Source organism: uncultured Rothia sp. (assembly GCF_916715725.1).
Taxonomy (GTDB): Bacteria; Actinomycetota; Actinomycetes; order Actinomycetales; family Micrococcaceae; genus Rothia.
Map to the genome: position 1 here is coordinate 25,953 of NZ_CAKAPD010000009.1, position 19,439 is coordinate 45,391.

A 19,439-nucleotide genomic window follows, 5' to 3' on the forward strand; every position below is an offset into this window, starting at 1 on the left:
GGGCATCCTGTGGCTTGCGGGCGTAAGAACATAGAATGGAACCATGACTACTAACTCTGGAATCACTAAAGAATGGGTGGATGAAACCGTCAAGCCGGGCGACGATTTCTTCCGCCACGTCAACGGCAAGTGGCTTGCTACCCACGAAATCCCGGCGGATCGCCCCAAGGACGGCGGCCTGTACACCCTGCGCGATAACGCAGAGAAGCACGTGCGTGAGCTGGTGGAGAAGATTGCGAAGGAGCAGCCGGAGTCCCGTATTGGCGCGCTCTACAACTCTTTCATGGATGTTGAGAAGATTGAGGCGGACGGCCTGGAGCCGCTGCTGAAGGAAATCGCCCCGATTCTGAACTCGGCAACCCCCTCCCACCTTGCTGTGACCTTGGCGCTGCTGTCCCGTGCGGGTCTGCCGCAGCTGTTCGCCTGGTACACCAGCAACGACCCGAAGGATCCGAAGAACTACACCTTCTTCCTGTACCAGTCGGGTCTGGGTCTGCCGGATGAATCCTACTACCGTGAAGAGAAGCACGAGGCTGCATGCGCGGCGTACGTTGAGCATATTGCCCGTATGTTCCAGCTGACCGGTCTGGCTGAGGGCTTCGGCCTGACCCCGGAGCAGGCGGCTCAGCTGGTGTTCACCCACGAGTCGGAACTGGCTCGCCTGCACTGGAACGTCGTGGAGAACCGCGACGCGGAGGCGACCTACAACCCGTACCAGGCGACCGAGCTGGACGAGAAGTTCCCCGGCTTCCCGTTCTCGCAGTGGCTGCTGGCTCTGGGTGCCGACCCGGAGACTCTGGGCCAGGTTATTGTGGGCCAGCCGTCCTTCTTTGAGGGTGCGGCTAAGCTGTTCACCTCCATCCCGCTGATGAGCTGGAAGCTGTGGGCTGTGTGGACCGTTCTGCGTTCGCGTGCGCCGTTCATGTACGACGAACTGGTTCAGGAAAGCTTCAACTTCTACGGCAAGACCCTTTCCGGCACTCAGCAGATTCGTGAGCGCTGGAAGCGCGGCGTGGGCGCTGTCGAGAAGGCTCTGGGTGAGGAGATTGGCCAGGAGTACGTGGCCGTGCACTTCCCGCCTTCGCACAAGGAGAAGATGCTGGTTCTGGTCGGCAACCTCCTGGAGGCGTACCGCGAGTCTATCGAGTCGCTGGACTGGATGACTGAGGCAACCCGTCAGAAGGCGCTGGAGAAGCTGTCGAAGTTCGTCACCAAGATTGGTTACCCCGATAAGTGGCGTGACTTCTCCGCACTGGAGCTGGTGCCCGGTGACCTGTTTGAGAACCTGCGCCGTACCGGTGCGTTTGATGCTGACTGGCTGATTGCCCGTAAGGGTCAGCCGGTGGATAAGTCGGAGTGGCTGATGACTCCGCAGACCGTGAACGCGTACTACATGCCGCCGGCGAATGAGATTGTGTTCCCGGCAGCGATTCTGCAGCCGCCGTACTTCAACCCGGATGCTGATGATGCGGCGAACTACGGCAATATCGGCATGATTATTGGCCACGAAATTGGCCACGGTTTTGACGATCAGGGTTCCCGCTATGACGGTGACGGCAAGCTGGAGAGCTGGTGGACTGAGGAGGATTACGCGAAGTTCAAGGAGCGTACCGCAGCACTGGTGGAGCAGTACAACGCGTACGTTCCGGTGGGTCTGGACCCGAAGTTCCACGTGAACGGTGAGCTGACTCTGGGTGAGAACATTGGTGATTTGTCCGGCATGTCGATTGCGTTGAAGGCGTACCGCCTGGCTTTGAAGAAGCAGGGCATTGAGTCGCTGGCTGACGCACCGGTGATTGACGGCATGACTGCTATTCAGCGTTTCTTCTTCTCGAATGCTCGCGGCTGGTGCACGAAGTCCCGTCCGCAGCACGCTGAGGTGATGATTTCGGTGGATCCGCATTCGCCGGATGAGTTCCGTGTGAACGGTGTGGTGCGCAATATTGATGAGTTCTATGAGGCGTTTGGTGTCTCTAAGGGCGATGCACTGTACCTGGCCCCGGAGGAGCGCGTGCGCATCTGGTAGCATTCCGATAAGGGTATATGCTTTATTGCGTATATAAGAAAGGCGCCCGCCTCATGGGTTCATTCCACGGGGCGGGCGCCTTTCTGTTGTAGAAGCTACACGTTTCTTCGCTGAAGCTTTTAGGAAGCAGAAGCCGAGGACGAAGACGAGGGCGAAGAGGAATAAGCACGCATACCGGTCAGCTTCCACGCACCGTTCTCGTAGACACCGTGCAGGGTGCGCTCCACCTCGTCCTTACGTTCCGATTCAGAGGGAGCTTCCTGCACGCGGTCCTTGCTTGCAATGAACTCGCCGGGATCCATGGTCAGGCGAATATTCCAATTGTAGGTGTCGCCCTCACGCTCGGGCTGCGGGGTGAGCATGGTGATGACGACAGACGCATCGTGCATCCAGGCTTCACCCTTAATCAGCTTCTCACCGACGGTGCCCTCCTCGGGCTCAATCAGGTTCTTCAGCTCGGACTTGTCGAGTGCACATTCACGCAGGGGTTCGGTCTTACCGGTGCGCATGTAGTACTCAATGGCTGCACCGAAGAACGCGATGGACTGGTACAGACCCTCTACGCTGTTCTCGTTAGCGACGGCGGGCTTGGTCGGCACGGGGGCGTTCTTGGACGGCTCGGTGCGGGTTGCGGGCTTGTAGTCGGAAGGCTTGGAGGTGTAACCGTCAAGGGTTGCCGCGCCGGAGTAGTCGCTACGTGCAGTCTTGGACGCCGACGCGGAAGCAGATGCACTACCGGATGCGTTGCCGCTGGTTGCCTGGGGCTGTGCACCACATGCTGCCAGGAGGGTCGCGCCGCCGGTTGCTGCGAGCAGGCCGAGGGCGGATCGGCGGGTTACGTTCTTCATGGGTTCTCTCTATCTGTGGTGTATTTTCCGCACCGCGGTGCGGGTGATGCTTAGGTAGCATCAAACGGGAAGACGACACTACACGGGATGTAGTGCCGTCTTCCAGTATATGTTTTTTGGCTTGGGATTCTTTAGCCGCCGTAATAGTAGTAGTAGCTGTAGGAGCTGCCGTAGTAGTCGCTGATGACGATGCGGGTGCGGCGGCCGTAACGGTTGGAGTAGTAGCCGTTGTAGGGGGTGCGGCGCACGGTCGGGCGGTAGGTGGTTGCCTGTGCGGGGGTGAGCAGCGCGCCGAGGGCGGTTGCTGCGCCTGCGCCTGCGGCGGCGAGTGCTGCACGGCGGGTGAGGCGTACGGGCTTCTTGGTGGCCATAATATTGCCTTTCGGGGTCGGTGTTTCTGTGAAGTGACAGGTGCGTGTACAGCATGCGGCTGTGCATTAACCATTTCTTATTGTAAGCCTCAACGTTAATGTTTTTACATGCAGAGTGCACCTTCTAGTTGAGGCTTAAACCATGCGGGCTAGTCAACGTTTTTCCGGCAGAAAAAAATGCGGAAATATTGTTTCAAGAAAGCACCGAGCACGGGCTAAATACGGGCTACATGTCCACTTCGGCGAGGCCGGTGATTTCCTTGTCCTTGATGTGCGGGATGGTGGAATTCCAGTTCATCCACGCCTTGACCTGGGCGGCTTCTTCGGGGTTGTTCATGTCTGGCCATCGGTCGTTTTCGATCCTGAATCGGGTCATTGCGAGGAGGAAATAGTCATCATCGATAGGGCAGAAACTCACAATCCGCGCACCGGATTTTGTCACGAAAGTAACGGTGCCCGGATCTTTATCTTTAAGAGCAGTCCCCCACTTATATTGGACTGCGTCAATTGCCTTGAGCGGGTAAGAAATCTTACCTAGTGACTCGTCTCCCCTTTCGGTACCATCGGGTGAGATTTTGATGTAGGTAATAAGGAAATCATCCAAGAAGGCTATAAATAACCACATGATGCAGAATGCCGCAATATCGAAGAAAAGGTGGAATCCCATGCCGCCCAGTAGGTGCCCTAGAAATACCCCAGCAGGAAACACGAGGGCCCCGGCGCCCAACAGGATGAGGGTGTAAATGCTGCCTCGTTGAATGTATATATTTTCGTCGCGTAGCTTCTGATCTTGGAGCAGGAGGTTTTTATGGTCGATAACGGAATGGTGGATTCTGTACATCAGCCCAAGGCATAGCACGCCCCATACGGCAGCCATGGTGTAGGTAATTATCATGGTCGCTTGCTGACCTTTCTATTTATCGGTGATTTGCTGCCTTCCAGCAACGATGCGGAGGGTGCAGGTTTGTTCTCAGAGTAGCCGAGGAAATCAGGTGGTTAGGCACGGATTCGGGTTATCCGCGGAGTGGTTGCCGAGTCTTCACCGGAGCATTGCGTCGAGTTAACCTCCCGTCCAGATTGGGTGCGATAGGCTAAGGATGTGCCCGCCACCTCACCGGGGCGAGCACGATTCACCAACCACTACCGCACAAGGACGTACATACTGTGAACGCTGCTGAAACCGGAACCCTTTGGGGGCTTATCGTTGCCCTGATACCGGGCTACCGCATTAAGCTCGGCAAACCCACCCTGAATAAGAGACAGAAGAGGCCCATCGCGGCGTTTATCTTCTTCTGGCTTGTAACTATCCTTGGGTTTGTTGGTATGCCACTTATTTGGCTGTCTCTTGGCCTCGGAGATGAGCAACCAGGAACAGAACAATTTACGGTTGCAATTTCTGGTCTCATTTTTAGCATCGTGTCTCTTGGCCTGCTGGGCGCTCTCCCACTGAACCACTGCTACGCCTTCTACCTCGAACTACGCGAGGACCACGTGCGCTGGCGTAATTGGCGGTGGAAGGAACGCACTTTCACCTACCCTTCGATTACGTTCGCCCACGTGGAGAACAATGGCAAGAACGGGTTCTTGCGCATTGGCAGTACTGAGATGGGTAAGCGTACTTGCAGTTTTGACCCGTATCAGTTTGACGCGACGATTCTCATGGCGCAGGTGCTTTACCGTGATGATCATGGGCGTTGGGCTGAGGAGGATGGCCTGGATGTGATGAGCGTGGTTGGGATGTATGGTTCTTCGCGCGATATTTATGCCCAGTTTTATGACTTGTGTAAGACGAAGTATGTGGTGGGCGTGACGAAGAGTGAGCGTCAGAAGCGTCGCCGTAGGGCTGCGCGTAATAAGGCGCGCAGGTTGGAGCGTCAGCAGGCGCGTGAAGAGGCACGCCGCGAAAAAGAATGAGTTAGTGAAGCTGTAAATTTCTACGCAGGAAAGAGGTGATTCACGGTGAAAAAGAATGTTTCGACGAAAAGGAACAATTCAAAGAAAAAGAAGAATAAAGTTACCTTCAAAGAGTATCTTCGCAGAAAAGCAGAATATATGTGGAATGATCGCGGTGTCATCATATTTTTCGTAGGATTTATTGCCGTATTGGGATTTATATATTTCATGACTCATTACAACCCGAATAATAACTCTGAAATATGCACTATCGAGTCGGTTGAAATCATTGAGCATGAGGACCCCTACGCAATCTCCGGTGAATTCGAGACGGAAGAGTGCGGAACCATCACAATGTGGCACGCTCCAGATGGCGAACGTATCTACCCTTACCTCAACAGTATCGAGGCGGGTAAGAAATATAGGGCTTATAAGTCCTTCGATACCCGTAACGATGAAACAGGCTTCACTGCCATCCGCTTTGAAGAAATCAAAGAATAACAACCTCATAAACTAAAAATAAAGCCCCCGCAGCCGAGAGTCATCCTCTCAGCCGCGGGGGCTTCACCGTATCAGCGCATCCTCACGCGGCGAACACTAGGAGGAGCGGCGGCGAGAACGCAGCACCATCACAGTACCCGCACCCAACACCAGCGCACCGCCCACAGCCACAGACACCGCACCAAAACCAGTACGCGCCAGGCCACCCTGCTGAGCGCCACCCGAAGAAGCAGACGCACCAGACTGACCCAGGGAGCCGCCACCGGTACCACCGCCGGAGACACCGCCCGGGTACACGCCGCCAGCAGAACCATCAGCCGAACCGTCAGAGGAGCCCTGAGCGTTCACGCCACCGGCGGCACCAGAAGCACCAGCCTGACCGGACTGACCAGCCTGCGCGGCACCGGACTGACCCGACTGACCAGCCTGACCGGAACCAGCATTACCGCCAGCACCGCCCGGGGTTGCCGAATCCACACGGCGCACACCGCTAAAGTCATCCGACGCAGCGTTCGGGTCCTTCGGCACGGCAGTCTCAAACGAGCACGCATCCGACGCCTTCTTGCCCACAGCAACCGCAAGCTGCTGCACCGGGCTGTTCACCTCAGTACCATCAGCCAGGGTCGCGGAATAGTGCACGTCAAACATGTACTGGCCGGGCTCAGAGAACACCCAGTTCGCGTGCGCGTGCGTCGCGTAATCAATGTCGATCGTGGTCTTGCCGGTCGTCGAATCCAGCAGCACATCCGCACCATTCAGCGACTCAGTGAACATGCCGAAGCGTGCACCCTCAGGCATGACCTTCGGCACCACGTGCAGGCGCACCGGGCCGCGCAGCTGGCTGTAGTCAATATCCTGCGTGTTGTAGCCGGGCCAAGGCAGGCCGCTCTGCTGAGTCTGCGGCAGACCGTAGAACGCGGTACCGACCGGGCCCATGAAGTTCAGCTTCTCATCAGCCATACGTTCAGTGCGTACACGGCGGGCGTTCTCGCTGACCGTCCACACGACCGAATCAAGCGGGCGCACCGTCGAATCGGCGTCAATGATGCCGCTGTCATCACGCAGACCCACGGACAGCTGACGGTCCTTCAGGGTCGCCTGAATGTCCAGGTGGCCGTGCGAAATCTTGGCGCGGCCGTCAATCTGACCGGGCACGCACTGGTTACCGGGGGTTCCGGGGGTCGACGGCTGAGCAGACGGTGCCGGGCTAGTCGGAGCAGGTGCGCTCGGGGTCGGGTTTGCGGGCGCGGGGCTGCTCGGAGCCGGACTGGAGGGCGCCGGAGCAGGTGCGCTCGGCTCTGCGGAGGCGGTCGGCACCGCAGGCACGGTCGGAACCTCGCTGGGGGACACCGACGGAACGGTGCTGGGCTCAGCGGTCGGAGCCTCGGAAGGAGCCTCGCTCGGCTCAGCAGAAGGTTCAGCAGAGGGCGCGACGGTAGGCTCAGCGCTCGGCGACGGATCCACCGGAGCAGGCTTCGGCGCATCGCTAATGGGTGCGCTATCGGGAGCCAGCGCACCGTGCGCAGTGTACTTCGTACCCGGCTCGTAGTTCGCCGCAACCTCAGTGGTGGAGGCGGAAGCGTTCATGTCCGGGTGGGTCAGCATCTTCACGCGCAGAGCCGTGCCCTTGTAGAACGACTCGTCACGGAAGGTAAAGCGCGCCACGCCATCCTCGACGGAGCCTTCCAGGTCGAGGTACGGGTAGACCGGGTCATCCTGGGCGTAGAAGCCGCCACGCATGAAGCCGCGCACCTTCGGGTCCTTGAAGCGGACCTCAACGGTGCTGAAGCCGTTGCCGTTCGGGGTGACGGTCACGTCGTAGTCCATGCTGGTCGGCGTGTACTGCTCAGTGCTGAGCACGGTGTTCGCCTGATCCGGGATTTCTTCGGGCCAGGAGCCGTTACCATCGTCGCTGTACACGCTCTCAGCCTTACCGGGCTCGTAGGCGAGCTTGTGCGAGATCCAGCGGGACGCCTCCGCGCTGTTCGCATCGGAAATGTCCGGGGTGAAGACCGCCTGCAGCTGGGAGCCCTCGCTACCGAGCATTTCAGACCAGGTGGCGGTACCGTTCACGACCGGCAGGTCAGTCAGGAAGTAGCCGTTGTTGTACAGGGTCAGGGTGCCCTTGAGGTTCTTGTTCGCGGCGGTGAAGGTGATGTCGCTGAGCTTGTCGTCGGCATCCTTGTTCTTAGCCGGGTCGGCGTCCAGGCGGTGCGGTGCCACGGACAGCACGTACTTTGCGGCGTCCAGGTCACCGACGGGTGCCGCGTTGTAGCGGTCGACCGTGGGCACGGCGGTGGGGGTGCCGTCACCGAGCACGGGCTGCATGCCGCCAACCTGCCAGACCAGCTTCGACGGCTTGGAGCTAATGATGCGGCCGTCGGTGGAGCGCGCCACGGTGCGGTAGGTGACCACGTAGCGGCCGGGGCGGGTGAAGGTCGTGGTGTTGTGGGTGTGGCTACCCTTGTCGAGCAGCCAGGAGTGCCAGCCGGTCGAACTGCTGGAGAGCATGCGGTACACGTCGGCGGGGGCGTCGTCCGGGTTGTAGCGGAAGAGCTCCATGCGGCCGGGGCCCTCAACGGAGAGAATGTCGGTAGCGAACACGCCGTCACGGAAACGCTCGGTGGGCACCTTCGTGGATGCGCCCAGGCCAGCCCAGATGGGGTCCTGGTTGCCGTAGGTCAGGTGCGGTGCCATGTAGAGGGTCTGGCCGGGTTCGCCGAGGAACGCCAGGGAGGGCGAGTCGCCCAGGGTCATGGTGTACTGCGACTTGCCGTCCCTGGTGCTGTAGCCCTTGCCGACCCAGTTGACGGTCTTGTCCAGTTCGTAGGTGTCTGCGCCGGTCTTGTAGGGGTTCGCCTCGTTCATGAGGACGAAGGTGCCGTTCTGCTCGTCCCAGTATGCCTTGGGGGCGTCAACGTGGCCCTTGGTGGTGACGATTTTGCCGTCGTCGGGGCCTGCTGCGGCGGGGCTGGAGGGGGCTGCGCCGGCGAGCGCGAGCAGTGCTGCGGCGGAGAGGAATGCGGCTGCGCGGCGGAGGGCGGGCTTGCCGCCGGGGATGAAGAGCGCGGGGGTGTGTGTGGTGACCCGTCGTTGGGTCTGCTTCTGAGAGCTCATGACAACCTTTCTCATTTTTCTATTTCTTAGCGTAGCGCTTTTGCAAATAATTGTCATTTAGAACCTAAGTGAGTATAGTGATTCTCAGAAACACGTGTGCGCCGAGGCGCGCCCAAAAACGCACACCACGTACATCCACAAAGAGAAAAACACGGCAGAGCGCACCCCGGACGCAGGGGAGAAACCGGCAACAGGCCGCCGGGCCCAGCACCGGGCAAGCCCCGAAAGCAACGGGCAACGCGCCAGCCAACGAGCAGTCATCCAAGGAGCCACCATGCAAGGACGCACCAAACCTCTGAGCCTACTCAGCGCAACCACCCTCGGATGCACCCTCGCACTCGGGGCACCCCTCGCCCTCCCCCAGGTCGGCACCTTCACCGCCGCACAGGCGCAGGAAAACCAGGCGCAGGAAAACCAGACCGGCACCCAGGCAGGCACCGAGTCGCGCAGCTACGTCAACTACGAAGGCGACTACGTCATCGCGGGCGTACACACCGAAATGCTCAACGCATTCCTCGACGGCAACCAGTTCACCCTCGCCACCCTCGCAGACACCGGCCCCGGCCAGCAGGGACGATTCAACCCCGCCCGCACCGTCTTCCACCTGCCCGACGTCGAGGATGCACACACCAAGGTCGTAGCAGGCTACGACTATATTGCCCCCGAAGGCAAGGACATCTTCTACATTCCCTCCACCCGCACCCGCGGCCTGCTCTACCCCGGCCTCGGTGCGGAAGGAATCCGCCCCGGCGCACTCAAGGACAACACCATCAACCTTGAACTCGTGCGCAGCAGCGTACCCGAAGGCGGCCGCGCCGAGGTCTTCACCGAATCCGGCCGCGACAACCCGCGCGTCTTCAGCACCAACGACCAGCTCGCACCGCACACCATCACCGCTGGCGGCCACGAGCACCTCAGCTGGGCATTCACCCGCAAGGGCATCTACCAGCTGACGTTCCGCGCCACCGCAACCCTTGCCGACGGCACCCCGGTCAGCTCCGAGGCAACCTACACCATCGCCGTGGGCACTAACGCTGAGGAAGGCTTCAAGCTCCTGAACGCGCAGAACGCCGCGAAGGAAGCCACCAGCGAGGCAACGAAGGAAGCGACCGAAACCCCCGAGGCGACCTCCACCGCCACCGAGAGCACCACCGGCACCCCCAGCGCATCTACTTCCGCAAGTGCTGAGACGAGTGCATCTGCCGAGGCGAGCGCATCCACCGGTATTCGCCGCGTGGATGGATCCGTGAACGGTCAGAACGCCGCGCAGGTGACCGACCCGAACGGCGCGAAAGCGGCGGCAAATGGTGAGCAGGCATCCCAGGGCGGATCCGGTGTAACCGCCATCAGCGGCACCGACAACACCAATAACGGCTCCGACAAGGGTGAAAACAAGGACGGCAACGCCACCAGCGCGAAGGGATCCAGCGTGAAGGGCTCCAACGCCCAGAACATCAGCGCACCCAGCAACGGCGGCGGCATTACCGGCAACGGCGTACTGTCCTCCGGTCTGCCCGGTAGCCTGAACCAGCAGTGCATCGCCACCGAGGTTCCCGCCGAAGATGCCAAGGATAGCAAGGACGCTCAGAAGGACAACAAGCAGAGCAACCAGGCAGCCCAGGCACCGACCAGCATCCCCACCCTCGCTGTTGTCAACACCGCTGAGCACAGCGGCCGTGAAGAAGTCACCCACGGCCACTTCGACGTAGGCCCGATCCTCAACGGCGGCAACCTCACCAGCAGCGTGAAGGACGACCGCACCAGCCCCGCCCGCCACGTCTCCCCCGGCGCCCTCGAGTTCGTACTCAATGACGCCGCGAAGATCAACCTGCCCGCAGGCATGGAGAACATCGCCCCGGCGGGCACCCCCGTGCACATGATCGGTGCAACCCAGCAGCAGGGCGTGCCCTGGCTCGGCTGGAGCACCCAGGACCCCGAACTGCTCAAGCAGCTCGACGGCCCCGTCACCATGAGCCTCAACGGTTTTGAGGGCCCCGGCACCATGTCCACCTTCCTCTCCGGCAACTTCGGTTCCGCCGGTCAGCAGGTCTTCGATTCGCGTAGCGGCGGCTCCTTCCAGGTGCCCGCAAACACCCACCAGCACAGCAACTGGGTGTTCACCGCTGAGGGTCGCTACACCGTGACCATCGGCTGGACTGTACGCCTGAAGAACGGCCAGCAGGTCAGCAGCGAATCGGTTCTGCACTTCACCGTCGGCAACCCCGATAACGCCCCGGCAAGCAACAACGCGCAGGGTGCGGCAGACACCAAGCAGGACGGCGGCAACGCTAACAGCGCTAACGGCGCCAACAACGGCGGCGAGAAGAGCACCGCAAAGAACCCCGTCAACGGCACCGTAGACGAAGCCACCGGCATCGTCACCAAGCCCGACGGATCCAAGGTGCGCATCATCGGTAAGACCGCCTCCGGTGAGGATTGCGCCCTGACCAGCCAGGAACTCGCCAACGCCCAGAAGGCAGCCGCCGCAGGTAAGCTGCCGAACACCGGTGTGGTCATCGACCCGTTCATGGTCAGCACCTCCATTCTGGCGCTGGCACTCGGTGCCATGATTCTGCGTTCGGCACGCCGAAAGGGACGCCGCGGTGGCACCGCATAGCGGGCATACCGGCAAGGGGTCACACGCCTATAGTCGACGCGCCGCCCTCACCCTCGCCTCCCGCATTGCGGCAGGTGCCGGGGTGGGGGCTGGCGCCTTCGCGCTGAGCGGATGCGCCACCACCGAGAACGCCTCCTCCGACCGGATGCGCGTGGTCGCCACGACCCCGATTCTGGCGGACTTGGCGCAGCAGATTGCAGGAGAGCGCGCCAGCGTGCACTCCCTCGTGCCTGCCGGTGCCGACCCGCACTCGTATGAGCCGAGCCTGCGCGATATCCGCGATGTCGCCTACGCCCGTTGCGCCCTGACGAACGGCCTGCTGCTGGAGCAGCGTAAGCTCTCCAAAATGGTTGAGGCGAATCTGCCTGCCGGGGTCGTGTCCGTGGCGGTTGCGGAGAAGATTGAGCAGTACGGCGGCAAGCTGGAAGCCATTGTTGAGGACGCTTCCCTGGACTCCATCTGGCTGGGTTTGCGTGTTGAAGAGGGCGGGCAGAACGAGTCTGCACCCGCCGATTCTTCGGATGCCGGCATGCGCTTTGAGGTGCAGAGCGTGCGGGCGCGCACCGCCACCGATTCGTCAAATGCGCAGTTGGCGGCATTCATTACGCAGACCTTCGGCGCGGTGGAGATGCTGTGCGATTCGCACGCGCGCGGCGTGAACCTCACCCGTGAGGGGGACACCGCGATCCGCACCGGCGATATGGGTTCGCTGGAGCTTCCCCTACAGGCGCATACGCACCTGTCCTGGGCGTTTAGTGATGCCGGCGAGTACGCGATTGAGCTGAGTGCCACCGCGGTCAACGCCCCGGAGTCGGTGCGTTCTTCGCGCGGAACCCTGTACTGCGCGGTCGGTCGCGACCCGCAAGAGCTGGTGGACCGCCTAGCGAAGGAACAGAACGTTTCTACCTCGGACATCAAGGTTCTTTCCGCAGGTCACGCCGATATTACGGCACGCACCGGCGACGGCAGGCTCGTACTCCGTGCGGACTCCTCCCAGGGCGCCGTCGAGCACGAACTGAACCGCACCGTGGTCGCGGTCCCCTCCCGCACCCTGCAGGAGGTGCCCGCAGGCGGTAGCTACCGTTTCCTGCGCTCGGGCGCTTCGGAGCATCGCGGCCAGGTGTACCTGCTGGCGCAGGCCGTTCTGGGCAAGCACGTGCACGGCGAAATCGACCCGCACATTTGGCATTCAGTGCCGAACGCGAAGGCGAGCGTGCAGGTCATCCGCGATGCGCTCACCTCCGCCGACCCGGCGGGTGCGAGCGAGTACGCGACCCGCACCGAGCAGGTCGTCAAGGAGCTCGATGCCCTGGATGCTCAGCTACGTCAGGTGTACGGTGCCCTGCCGGAGGCGGCACGCAACCTGGTCACCACGCACGACGGCTACCGCTACCTGGCGAGCACCTACGGACTGCACATTGCCGGTTTTGTGAGTGCCAGTGCCAGTGGTGAGCCGAGTATTCAGCAGCGTCAGCGCCTGCGCCGCACGGTCGAGGATCTGAAGGTTCCGGCGATTTACCTGGATAAGTCCACGGCGATGCGTTCACCGGTTCTGACGGAGTTGGCTCGGGAGGCGCAGGTGCGTACCGGGGTGCTCTATTCGGACACTCTGGATGCGCAGGCTCCTCACTACGCGCAGATGATGTTGGCGAATGCTCACACGATTGCGCTGTGTTCTGGGGCTAGTTCTGGCGGCGATTCTTCGGGCGCTAGCTGCTCGGAGGCGAGCACCTCGTAACCCGGTTTTTAAGCTACCCACAAGCACATATAGCCGTATCAGCATATAGATAATCTTTCACACACCACCTAGGTCATGATTCAAGGAAGTCCTCATGATGAACTCAACCACCCGCTCTTCTCGTAGCCTGTCCGCCCTGGCTCTGGGCGCTAGCCTCATGCTCGCACCCCTGGGCGTGGCACACGCGGAGACCACCCCGGCAACCACCGAGAGCGCCTCCGCTCAGCCGAGTGACAGCAACCTGAGCCGCGGCGATCGCGCTCTCACCCAGACCCTGTCGGCGGAGCAGCCGGTCGCATCCGGCCGTACCGAAATTTCCGCCGGTCACGTGGATATGGGTCCTCGTTTCAACAACGGCAAGTTTGAGCTCATGCTCCACGACGACCACGGCGAGAGCCCCGTCTGGCGCAGCCTGGACGAGGTCATCTACCGCGGTAGCGATAAGGCCATCCTGGAGGTGCCGAACGACCCGCGCTACTCCTTCGTGGGCGCACCCGCCGGCTCGAAGGTGTACGTGATTCCGCAGACCGAAACCAAGGGCGTGATTTGGCCGGGTTGGAACACGCAGGATCCGCAGCTGGTGTCCAAGCTGAACCGCGGCGTGAACCTGACCCTGGAGCAGGTGAGCGGCCCCGGCACGTTCAGCCTGTACCTGGAGAACGGCAACTTCTCGGCACCGCAGGTGCTGTGGTCCTCGACCAAGAGTGAGCCGCAGAAGCTGTGGGTTGAGAAGAACACTCACACCCACGCGAACTGGGTGTTCACCGCCCCCGGCGAGTACCTGCTGAAGGTCACCGCGAGCGCTGAGCTCTCTGACGGTTCGACCGTGACCGATACCCGCTACCTGAAGTTTGCGGTGGGTGACTCGGCGAGCGCCGATGCCCTGTACGCGATGGAGGCGCAGGCACGCGGTTCCTCGGGCGCGGCTTCTTCTGCCTCTTCGGATGCTTCGTCTAGCTCTACTTCCCAGGCTGCCGGCACCCAGGCTTCGGGGTCTTCCTCTGCCGCCGCGGCGAGTGACCAGAGCGGCTACAAGGCAGAGTTCACTATCCCCTGGGGTGCTATTGCCGCAGGCGTGGCAGCTGTGATTGCAGTGGGCGCATTCCTTTCGTTCCGTCGCCGTTCCTCCGCGCAGCGTGAGGCACTGGATGAAGTGCGCGGTGACCGTTCGTGAGCGCGTCGGTAACAGCGGGTACTGAACCCGTTCTAGAGATTTCGAACCTGTACGCGGGCTACGCGCGCCGCTCCATCCTCAAGGATTTGTCCCTGACCCTGGAGCGCGGCGAGTTTGCGGGTCTGATTGGCGCTAATGGTGCCGGTAAGACCACGCTGTTGCGCACCATCCTGGGTCTGATTCGCCCGGCGTCCGGGCAGGTTCGGGTGTTGGGTGAGTCGCCGCGTGTGGCGCGTGCGCATATTGGTTATGTGCCGCAGAAGCACCAGTTCCAGTGGGATTTTCCGCTGACAGTCAAGGATACGGTGATGACCGGTCGCGTGCGTGAGATTGGGTTCTTCCGCCGCCCGGCGAAGAAGGATTGGGTGCAGGTTTTTTCGGCGATGGAACGCACCGATGTTCTGCACCTGCAGGACGCTTCCATTGCGGAGCTTTCCGGTGGCCAGCGTCAGCGAGTGCTGCTTGCGCGCGCTCTGGCGGCGAACCCCTCCCTGCTGCTGTTGGATGAGCCGTTCACGGGCGTGGACGCCCCGACCCAGACCACGCTGACTCGCCTGTACCGCGAGCTGGCGGATGAGGGCATCACCATTCTGATGTCTACGCACGACATGCTGGCGGCGCGTGAGTCCTGCTCGCGTCTATGCGGTGTGCGCGGCAATATTCACCTGGATGGTCCGGCGGACTCCTTCAGCCTGGAGCAGCTGCATACGTGGTTGCACGGCCACGACATTGAGGAGGCACAGGGCCACGCCCGCACGGGCTTCACCTGTGCCGGTGGTGCGTTGGATGAGTACGGCCACGAGCTGCCGGATTCCTGCGCTTCGGTTGATTCCGCCTCCCCCGCCCACGCTGACACTGCTGCTTCTACCGGGGGTGCCCGTTGATTACTCCTATCGATTTTCTTGCCGACCTGTTCAACCCGTCGCTGGCGTTCCTTCCGCGCGCCCTGGCGGCGGTACTGCTCGCGTCGGTGGTCACCGGCGTGGTGGGTTGTCACGTACTGATGCGCGGCATGGTCTTCATTGGCGATGCGGTGGCGCACTCGGTGTTCCCGGGTCTTGCGGTGGCGTTCGTGTTGGGCGGCAACCTGATGGTGGGCGGCCTGACCGCGGGCGTGGTGACGGCTATTCTGGTGGCTATTTTTAGCCAGAATCAGCGGCTACGCGAGGATTCCGTCATTGGTATTTTCTTTGCCGCGTCTTTTGCGTTGGGTATTGTGATTATTTCGTTGGCGCCGGGCTATTCGGGGTCGGTGCAGGACTTCTTGTTCGGCTCTATTGTGGGTGTTTCGAATGAGGACATTACCAACGCCGCGATTATGGGTGCCGTTATCCTGCTGGTGCTGTGGCTGTTCCACCGCCAGATTGTGACGGTCAGCCTGGACCGTGAGAGTGCCCGCGCGATGGGTCTGCCGGTGCTTGCCCTGGATATTGTGCTGTACGTTCTGGTGACCATTTCTGTGGTGCTGGGCCTGCAGACGCTCGGTAATGTGCTGGTGTTGGCGCTTCTGGTGATTCCGGCGTCGGCTGCGCGCCTGGCGTGCCGCCGACTGGGGTCGATGATGGTGTTCTCGCCGGTGTTCGGCGGTATCTGCTCGATTATTGGCCTGTACCTGTCCTGGGCGTTTAACCTGCCGACCGGTGGCACGATTGTGCTGTCGATGGTGGCGGCTTTTGTGCTGGTGTGGGCGGTGACGGCGGTTCGTTCGCGAGCGCGCGCCCAGCTGAAGAGCTAAACCCAGTTGAAGGACTAACCCCAGCTCAACCCAACTTTTCTACATATAACGCACGAGGCGCATCCCTGTTTTCAGGGGTGCGCCTCGTGCGTTATTTACAGGTATTAAATACCCAAACTGAATCATGTTTATGTTTAAAGAACTAAAAGATACACTCCGCGTAATAAAAGCGCTTAATTCAACACGTCGGGTTTAATGAAAATACAACCTATCAAATATTCCTTATAGGTTGATACATGTAGTGATAAAGCAGTCACTGCACCCTCATCAGAGCTTCAACGAAGGAGTCACCATGAAGGCATATGTGTACCACGGTCCCGATCAGAAGGGCGCCTGGGAGGAAGTCCCGAACCCCACCATTCTTGAGCCCACGGACGTTATCGCCCGTGTCGACACCACCACCATTTGCGGTACTGACCTGCACATCCTGAAGGGCGACTGCCCCGAGGTGGACCACGGACGTATCCTCGGCCACGAGGCTGTCGGTACCATTACCGAGGTTGGCTCCGCGGTGACTGACCTGAAGGTCGGCGACCGCATCATCATTCCCGCCGTGACTAGCTGCGGTAAGTGCTCCTACTGTAAGGCGAACCAGCCTTCGCACTGCCAGACCGTTGGTGGTGTCGGCTGGATTTTCGGTTACATGATTGACGGCACCCAGGCGGAGTACGTGCGTGTTCCTTACGCTGAGACTTCGGTTCACCTGGTTCCGGAGGGCTTGACCGATGAGGACGTCCTCTTCCTCACCGACGCTCTGCCCACCGGTTTCGAGATCGGTATTCTGAACGGTCACACCAAGCCCGGCGACACCGTCGCTGTTGTGGGTGCGGGCCCTGTGGGTCTGGGCGCTATCATGACCGCTAATCTCTGCGGTGCCGGCCGCGTCATCACCGTCGACTTTGACGATAACCGCATGAACAAGGCGCTGGAGCTGGGCGCAACCGATAAGGTCAACGCGGGCGACCCGGACTTCATCGAGAAGATTAAGGCTCTCTCCCCCGACGGCCTGGGCGTGGACGTGGCAATTGAGGCTGTGGGCGTTCCACAGACCTTCGAGACCTGCACCAAGATTGTTCGCCCCTACGGCAACATCGCGAACGCTGGCGTGCACGGCAAGCCCGTTGAGCTGCCCCTGAACACCATGTGGATTTCTAACGTGAGCATCAACATGGGCCTGGTCAACTGCAACACCGTCGGTAACCTGCTGAACATGGTCCGCTCGGGTCGTCTGAACGCTAAGGCGATGGCAACCCACCGCTTCACCTTCGACCAGTTCGAGGAAGCCTACGACCTGTTCAGCCACGCTGCTGAGCACAACGTGGTGAAGGTTGTTATCTCCCGCGACCCGGAGGTTGCGGCATAGACTGCGGTAGGCTCATATACCGCTCATACTGAAACCCCGAACGTTTGTGAGGGATTTCGGTGGGATGTATTCATGACACTGCGAACATCCCTAGGATTCGCCTCCGGGTGGGAGTGGGTAGGTTCCACCCGGAGCGCGAATCGTCCTCCCCTACCCCGAGATGTAGTTATTTTCTGATGATGTAAGAAATCTGAAGATGTAGAGATGCGCCAGCTCGGGGTTTTCTGTTCCCTCAGCCCCCTCTCCGGTGGGCTCTGGGGCGGTTCCTCAAGCGTGATGCACCCTCTGCCGGGCGCTCTGCCAACCTGCTTCGGCGGGTTCTTCTGCCAGGCAACCTCTACCGGTGGAGGGGCGCATCATTTGGCTCTTCTTGGTCGGGTGGTACCTCCGATTCTGCTCGCCCTTGAAGGGAAAGGAAAAGGGTCGCACGCTTACGGTTCAATGGCGAACTCGTAGGCTGCGACCCTTTTCTCATGCCCGGTTTTCGGTGCCTCGGGCGGGCTATTTAGTTTTTAGGCTTCTCAGTACTGGGTTTTTCTCCGGCGGCATTCTTTTCACCGGTGTTCTCATGACCGGCAGCATCGTGCAGGATGCGGGTGAACGCCTCCGTGGGGTCGTCTGCCCCAGCTGCGGCAGAAGAGTCGGTGGCGCCTCCGATGACGGGTTCGGTGGGCGCATCCTCAACGGGTACTTCAGCCAGATTCTCGGCAGGTACCTCGGCAGGAGCCTCGACGGACACCTCCGCGACGATGGGCTCCTCCGAGGCGGACTCCGCAGAGGCAGGCGCCTCCGGAGCCTTCTGTGCATCCTCCGGCTTATCCTGAGCCGGCGCCTCTACAGGCTGCCCAGAAACACCCTGCTCAGTAGCTACCGGCTCACCGTGCGCGGATTCCTTCTTCGCATCCTTGTGCGCGTCCTTATGTTCGAGCCTGTAGATGATGCGCGGTTCCAGGCGCTCAAAACCAATCTTGGAGCGCACCCAGTTCACGAAGCGGTCGATACGGTCCTCACCCTCGGTGGTTTCCGCAACCCGGTAGTTGCGCGGCAGCATCACGCTGTCGCTGAGCACGCGCGGGTACTCATCAATCTCCTGAATACCCGCCATGTACATGTTCTCGCGGAACTGGTGAGCGAACTCCTGCTGACCGAGGAACAGCTGGTCGGCGTAGGTTTTAGCCGCCAGGCGCTCGCTGTAGGCGTCCTTGGAGTCGCGAGCGCCCTTCTTGGAGCCGTAAATATCCCAGAAGTAGAAGTACACATTGTTCGCGATAATGGCGGAGATAATGCGGTTCTGCAGGTACACGAGGGCACCGACGGCGACCGCACCAACAATCAGGAGCACCACGGCGAGCGGGGAGAGTGCAAAGTCAGACAGATTGCCGCGGTGGTTCGTGAACAGGCCAATCAGGTAGGCGATGGTGACCACGATGATGGGCACGCCGATGAACACCACGGCGAGCGGCACCCAAATGTACAGCAGGCCGCGCAGAATCAGGCGGTAGTAGCTAATCGAGTCGCCAATGGGGATGGGCGTAGGCTTCACGGAAGAGTGCGCACGCTTCATGAGCAGGCTGAAGATACGGTTGCTGTCGATGCCAACTTTACGCAGCTTCGATTCGAGGGACGCACGTTTGAGGAAGACCCGGTAGTTTTCGAGGACGACGCGCTGGTCGGAGGTGAGCTTTTCGGGGTCGGGTAGGGCGTTGAGGTCCAAGCCGGCTTCGGTGAGGAGTTTGCTCCACAGTTCCAGTCGCGCCAGTTCGGAGGGTTTTGCCGCCGCCTGCGCCTGGTAGTTCTTGTAGGAGATGAAGATGGTGCTGGCACCGATGAGCAGTGTAATGAAGGGTGCAATCCAGTCTTTGAGTCCCATGGTGGCGTTCCTCCTTGATTGTGTGGAGCCGCTGGTTCCTCGGTCTTTTTGTGGGCGTCTTTTTCGGGCGTGAGCCCACTGTTTTTACCGTACCACCGGTACCTGTGCTGAACCTTTAAATGCGCAGGTGGGTGCGTAAAATAGCCCCGCCTCCCGATGCTTAAGAGCAACAGGAGGCAGGGCTTA

14 protein-coding genes are annotated in these 19,439 nt (G+C 60.6%); 9 read left to right on the top strand and 5 right to left on the bottom strand.

Going from position 1 to position 19,439, the window contains the following annotated elements; translation table 11 throughout:
• Nucleotides 1–43: 43 nt before the first annotated feature.
• Nucleotides 44–2,026, top strand: coding sequence for a M13 family metallopeptidase (locus QZ822_RS06300; protein WP_294643386.1), 1,983 nt, complete (start codon nt 44–46; stop codon nt 2,024–2,026).
• Between the two features lie 119 nt (nt 2,027–2,145).
• On the opposite strand, the gene QZ822_RS06305 is transcribed toward QZ822_RS06300, so the two are convergent.
• The 3 genes from QZ822_RS06305 to QZ822_RS06315 form a co-directional block, all read right to left on the bottom strand.
• Nucleotides 2,146–2,874 carry a DUF6318 family protein gene (locus QZ822_RS06305; protein ID WP_294643388.1) on the bottom strand — a complete coding sequence of 243 codons (729 nt, stop codon included), beginning with the start codon at nt 2,872–2,874 and terminating at the stop codon, nt 2,146–2,148.
• A gap of 131 nt (nt 2,875–3,005) precedes the next feature.
• Nucleotides 3,006–3,245 carry a transcriptional initiation protein Tat gene (locus QZ822_RS06310; protein ID WP_294643390.1) on the bottom strand — a complete coding sequence of 80 codons (240 nt, stop codon included), beginning with the start codon at nt 3,243–3,245 and terminating at the stop codon, nt 3,006–3,008.
• A gap of 226 nt (nt 3,246–3,471) precedes the next feature.
• The gene (locus tag QZ822_RS06315) at nt 3,472–4,140 is read right to left on the bottom strand and encodes a hypothetical protein (RefSeq protein ID WP_294643392.1); all 669 of its coding nucleotides are present in this window, start codon (nt 4,138–4,140) and stop codon (nt 3,472–3,474) included.
• A 269-nt stretch (nt 4,141–4,409) separates the two neighbouring features.
• On the opposite strand from QZ822_RS06315, the gene QZ822_RS06320 reads away from it, so the two are divergent.
• Together QZ822_RS06320 and QZ822_RS06325 are read left to right on the top strand one after the other, a co-directional pair.
• Entirely contained in the window at nt 4,410–5,159 is a 750-nt protein-coding gene (locus tag QZ822_RS06320; RefSeq protein ID WP_294643394.1) for an ECF transporter S component, read from the top strand.
• A 45-nt stretch (nt 5,160–5,204) separates the two neighbouring features.
• Nucleotides 5,205–5,639 carry a hypothetical protein gene (locus QZ822_RS06325; RefSeq protein ID WP_294643395.1) on the top strand — a complete coding sequence of 145 codons (435 nt, stop codon included), beginning with the start codon at nt 5,205–5,207 and terminating at the stop codon, nt 5,637–5,639.
• Between the two features lie 96 nt (nt 5,640–5,735).
• Here the strand turns inward: QZ822_RS06325 and QZ822_RS06330 are convergent, their stop codons facing one another.
• Nucleotides 5,736–8,756 carry a choice-of-anchor M domain-containing protein gene (locus QZ822_RS06330; RefSeq protein WP_294643397.1) on the bottom strand — a complete coding sequence of 1,007 codons (3,021 nt, stop codon included), beginning with the start codon at nt 8,754–8,756 and terminating at the stop codon, nt 5,736–5,738.
• A gap of 274 nt (nt 8,757–9,030) precedes the next feature.
• Here QZ822_RS06330 and QZ822_RS06335 point away from each other — a divergent pair, with 274 nt between their 5' ends.
• The 6 genes from QZ822_RS06335 (at nt 9,031) to QZ822_RS06360 (ending at nt 17,383) form a co-directional block, all read left to right on the top strand.
• Nucleotides 9,031–11,373 (top strand): TIGR03773 family transporter-associated surface protein, encoded by a 2,343-nt coding sequence (locus tag QZ822_RS06335; RefSeq protein ID WP_294643399.1) that lies wholly within the window; start codon nt 9,031–9,033, stop codon nt 11,371–11,373.
• On the top strand, nt 11,360–13,111 hold the full coding sequence (locus QZ822_RS06340) for an anchored repeat ABC transporter, substrate-binding protein (RefSeq protein WP_294643401.1): 1,752 nt from the start codon (nt 11,360–11,362) through the stop codon (nt 13,109–13,111). The genes QZ822_RS06335 and QZ822_RS06340 overlap by 14 nt, the downstream gene beginning before the upstream one ends.
• Nucleotides 13,112–13,205: 94 nt before the next feature.
• Nucleotides 13,206–14,285 (top strand): choice-of-anchor M domain-containing protein, encoded by a 1,080-nt coding sequence (locus QZ822_RS06345; protein WP_294643403.1) that lies wholly within the window; start codon nt 13,206–13,208, stop codon nt 14,283–14,285.
• A complete protein-coding gene (locus QZ822_RS06350) occupies nt 14,282–15,169 on the top strand; it encodes a metal ABC transporter ATP-binding protein (protein WP_294643405.1) in 888 nt (295 codons plus the stop codon). The genes QZ822_RS06345 and QZ822_RS06350 overlap by 4 nt, the downstream gene beginning before the upstream one ends.
• Nucleotides 15,166–16,020 (top strand): anchored repeat-type ABC transporter permease subunit, encoded by an 855-nt coding sequence (locus QZ822_RS06355; RefSeq protein WP_070833153.1) that lies wholly within the window; start codon nt 15,166–15,168, stop codon nt 16,018–16,020. Before QZ822_RS06350 ends, QZ822_RS06355 begins: the two co-directional genes overlap by 4 nt.
• A gap of 292 nt (nt 16,021–16,312) precedes the next feature.
• Nucleotides 16,313–17,383, top strand: coding sequence for an alcohol dehydrogenase catalytic domain-containing protein (locus tag QZ822_RS06360; RefSeq protein ID WP_070690368.1), 1,071 nt, complete (start codon nt 16,313–16,315; stop codon nt 17,381–17,383).
• 505 nt (nt 17,384–17,888) lie between these two features.
• On the opposite strand, the gene QZ822_RS06365 is transcribed toward QZ822_RS06360, so the two are convergent.
• Entirely contained in the window at nt 17,889–19,253 is a 1,365-nt protein-coding gene (locus QZ822_RS06365) for a CoA-disulfide reductase (protein WP_294643408.1), read from the bottom strand.
• Nucleotides 19,254–19,439: the final 186 nt, after the last annotated feature.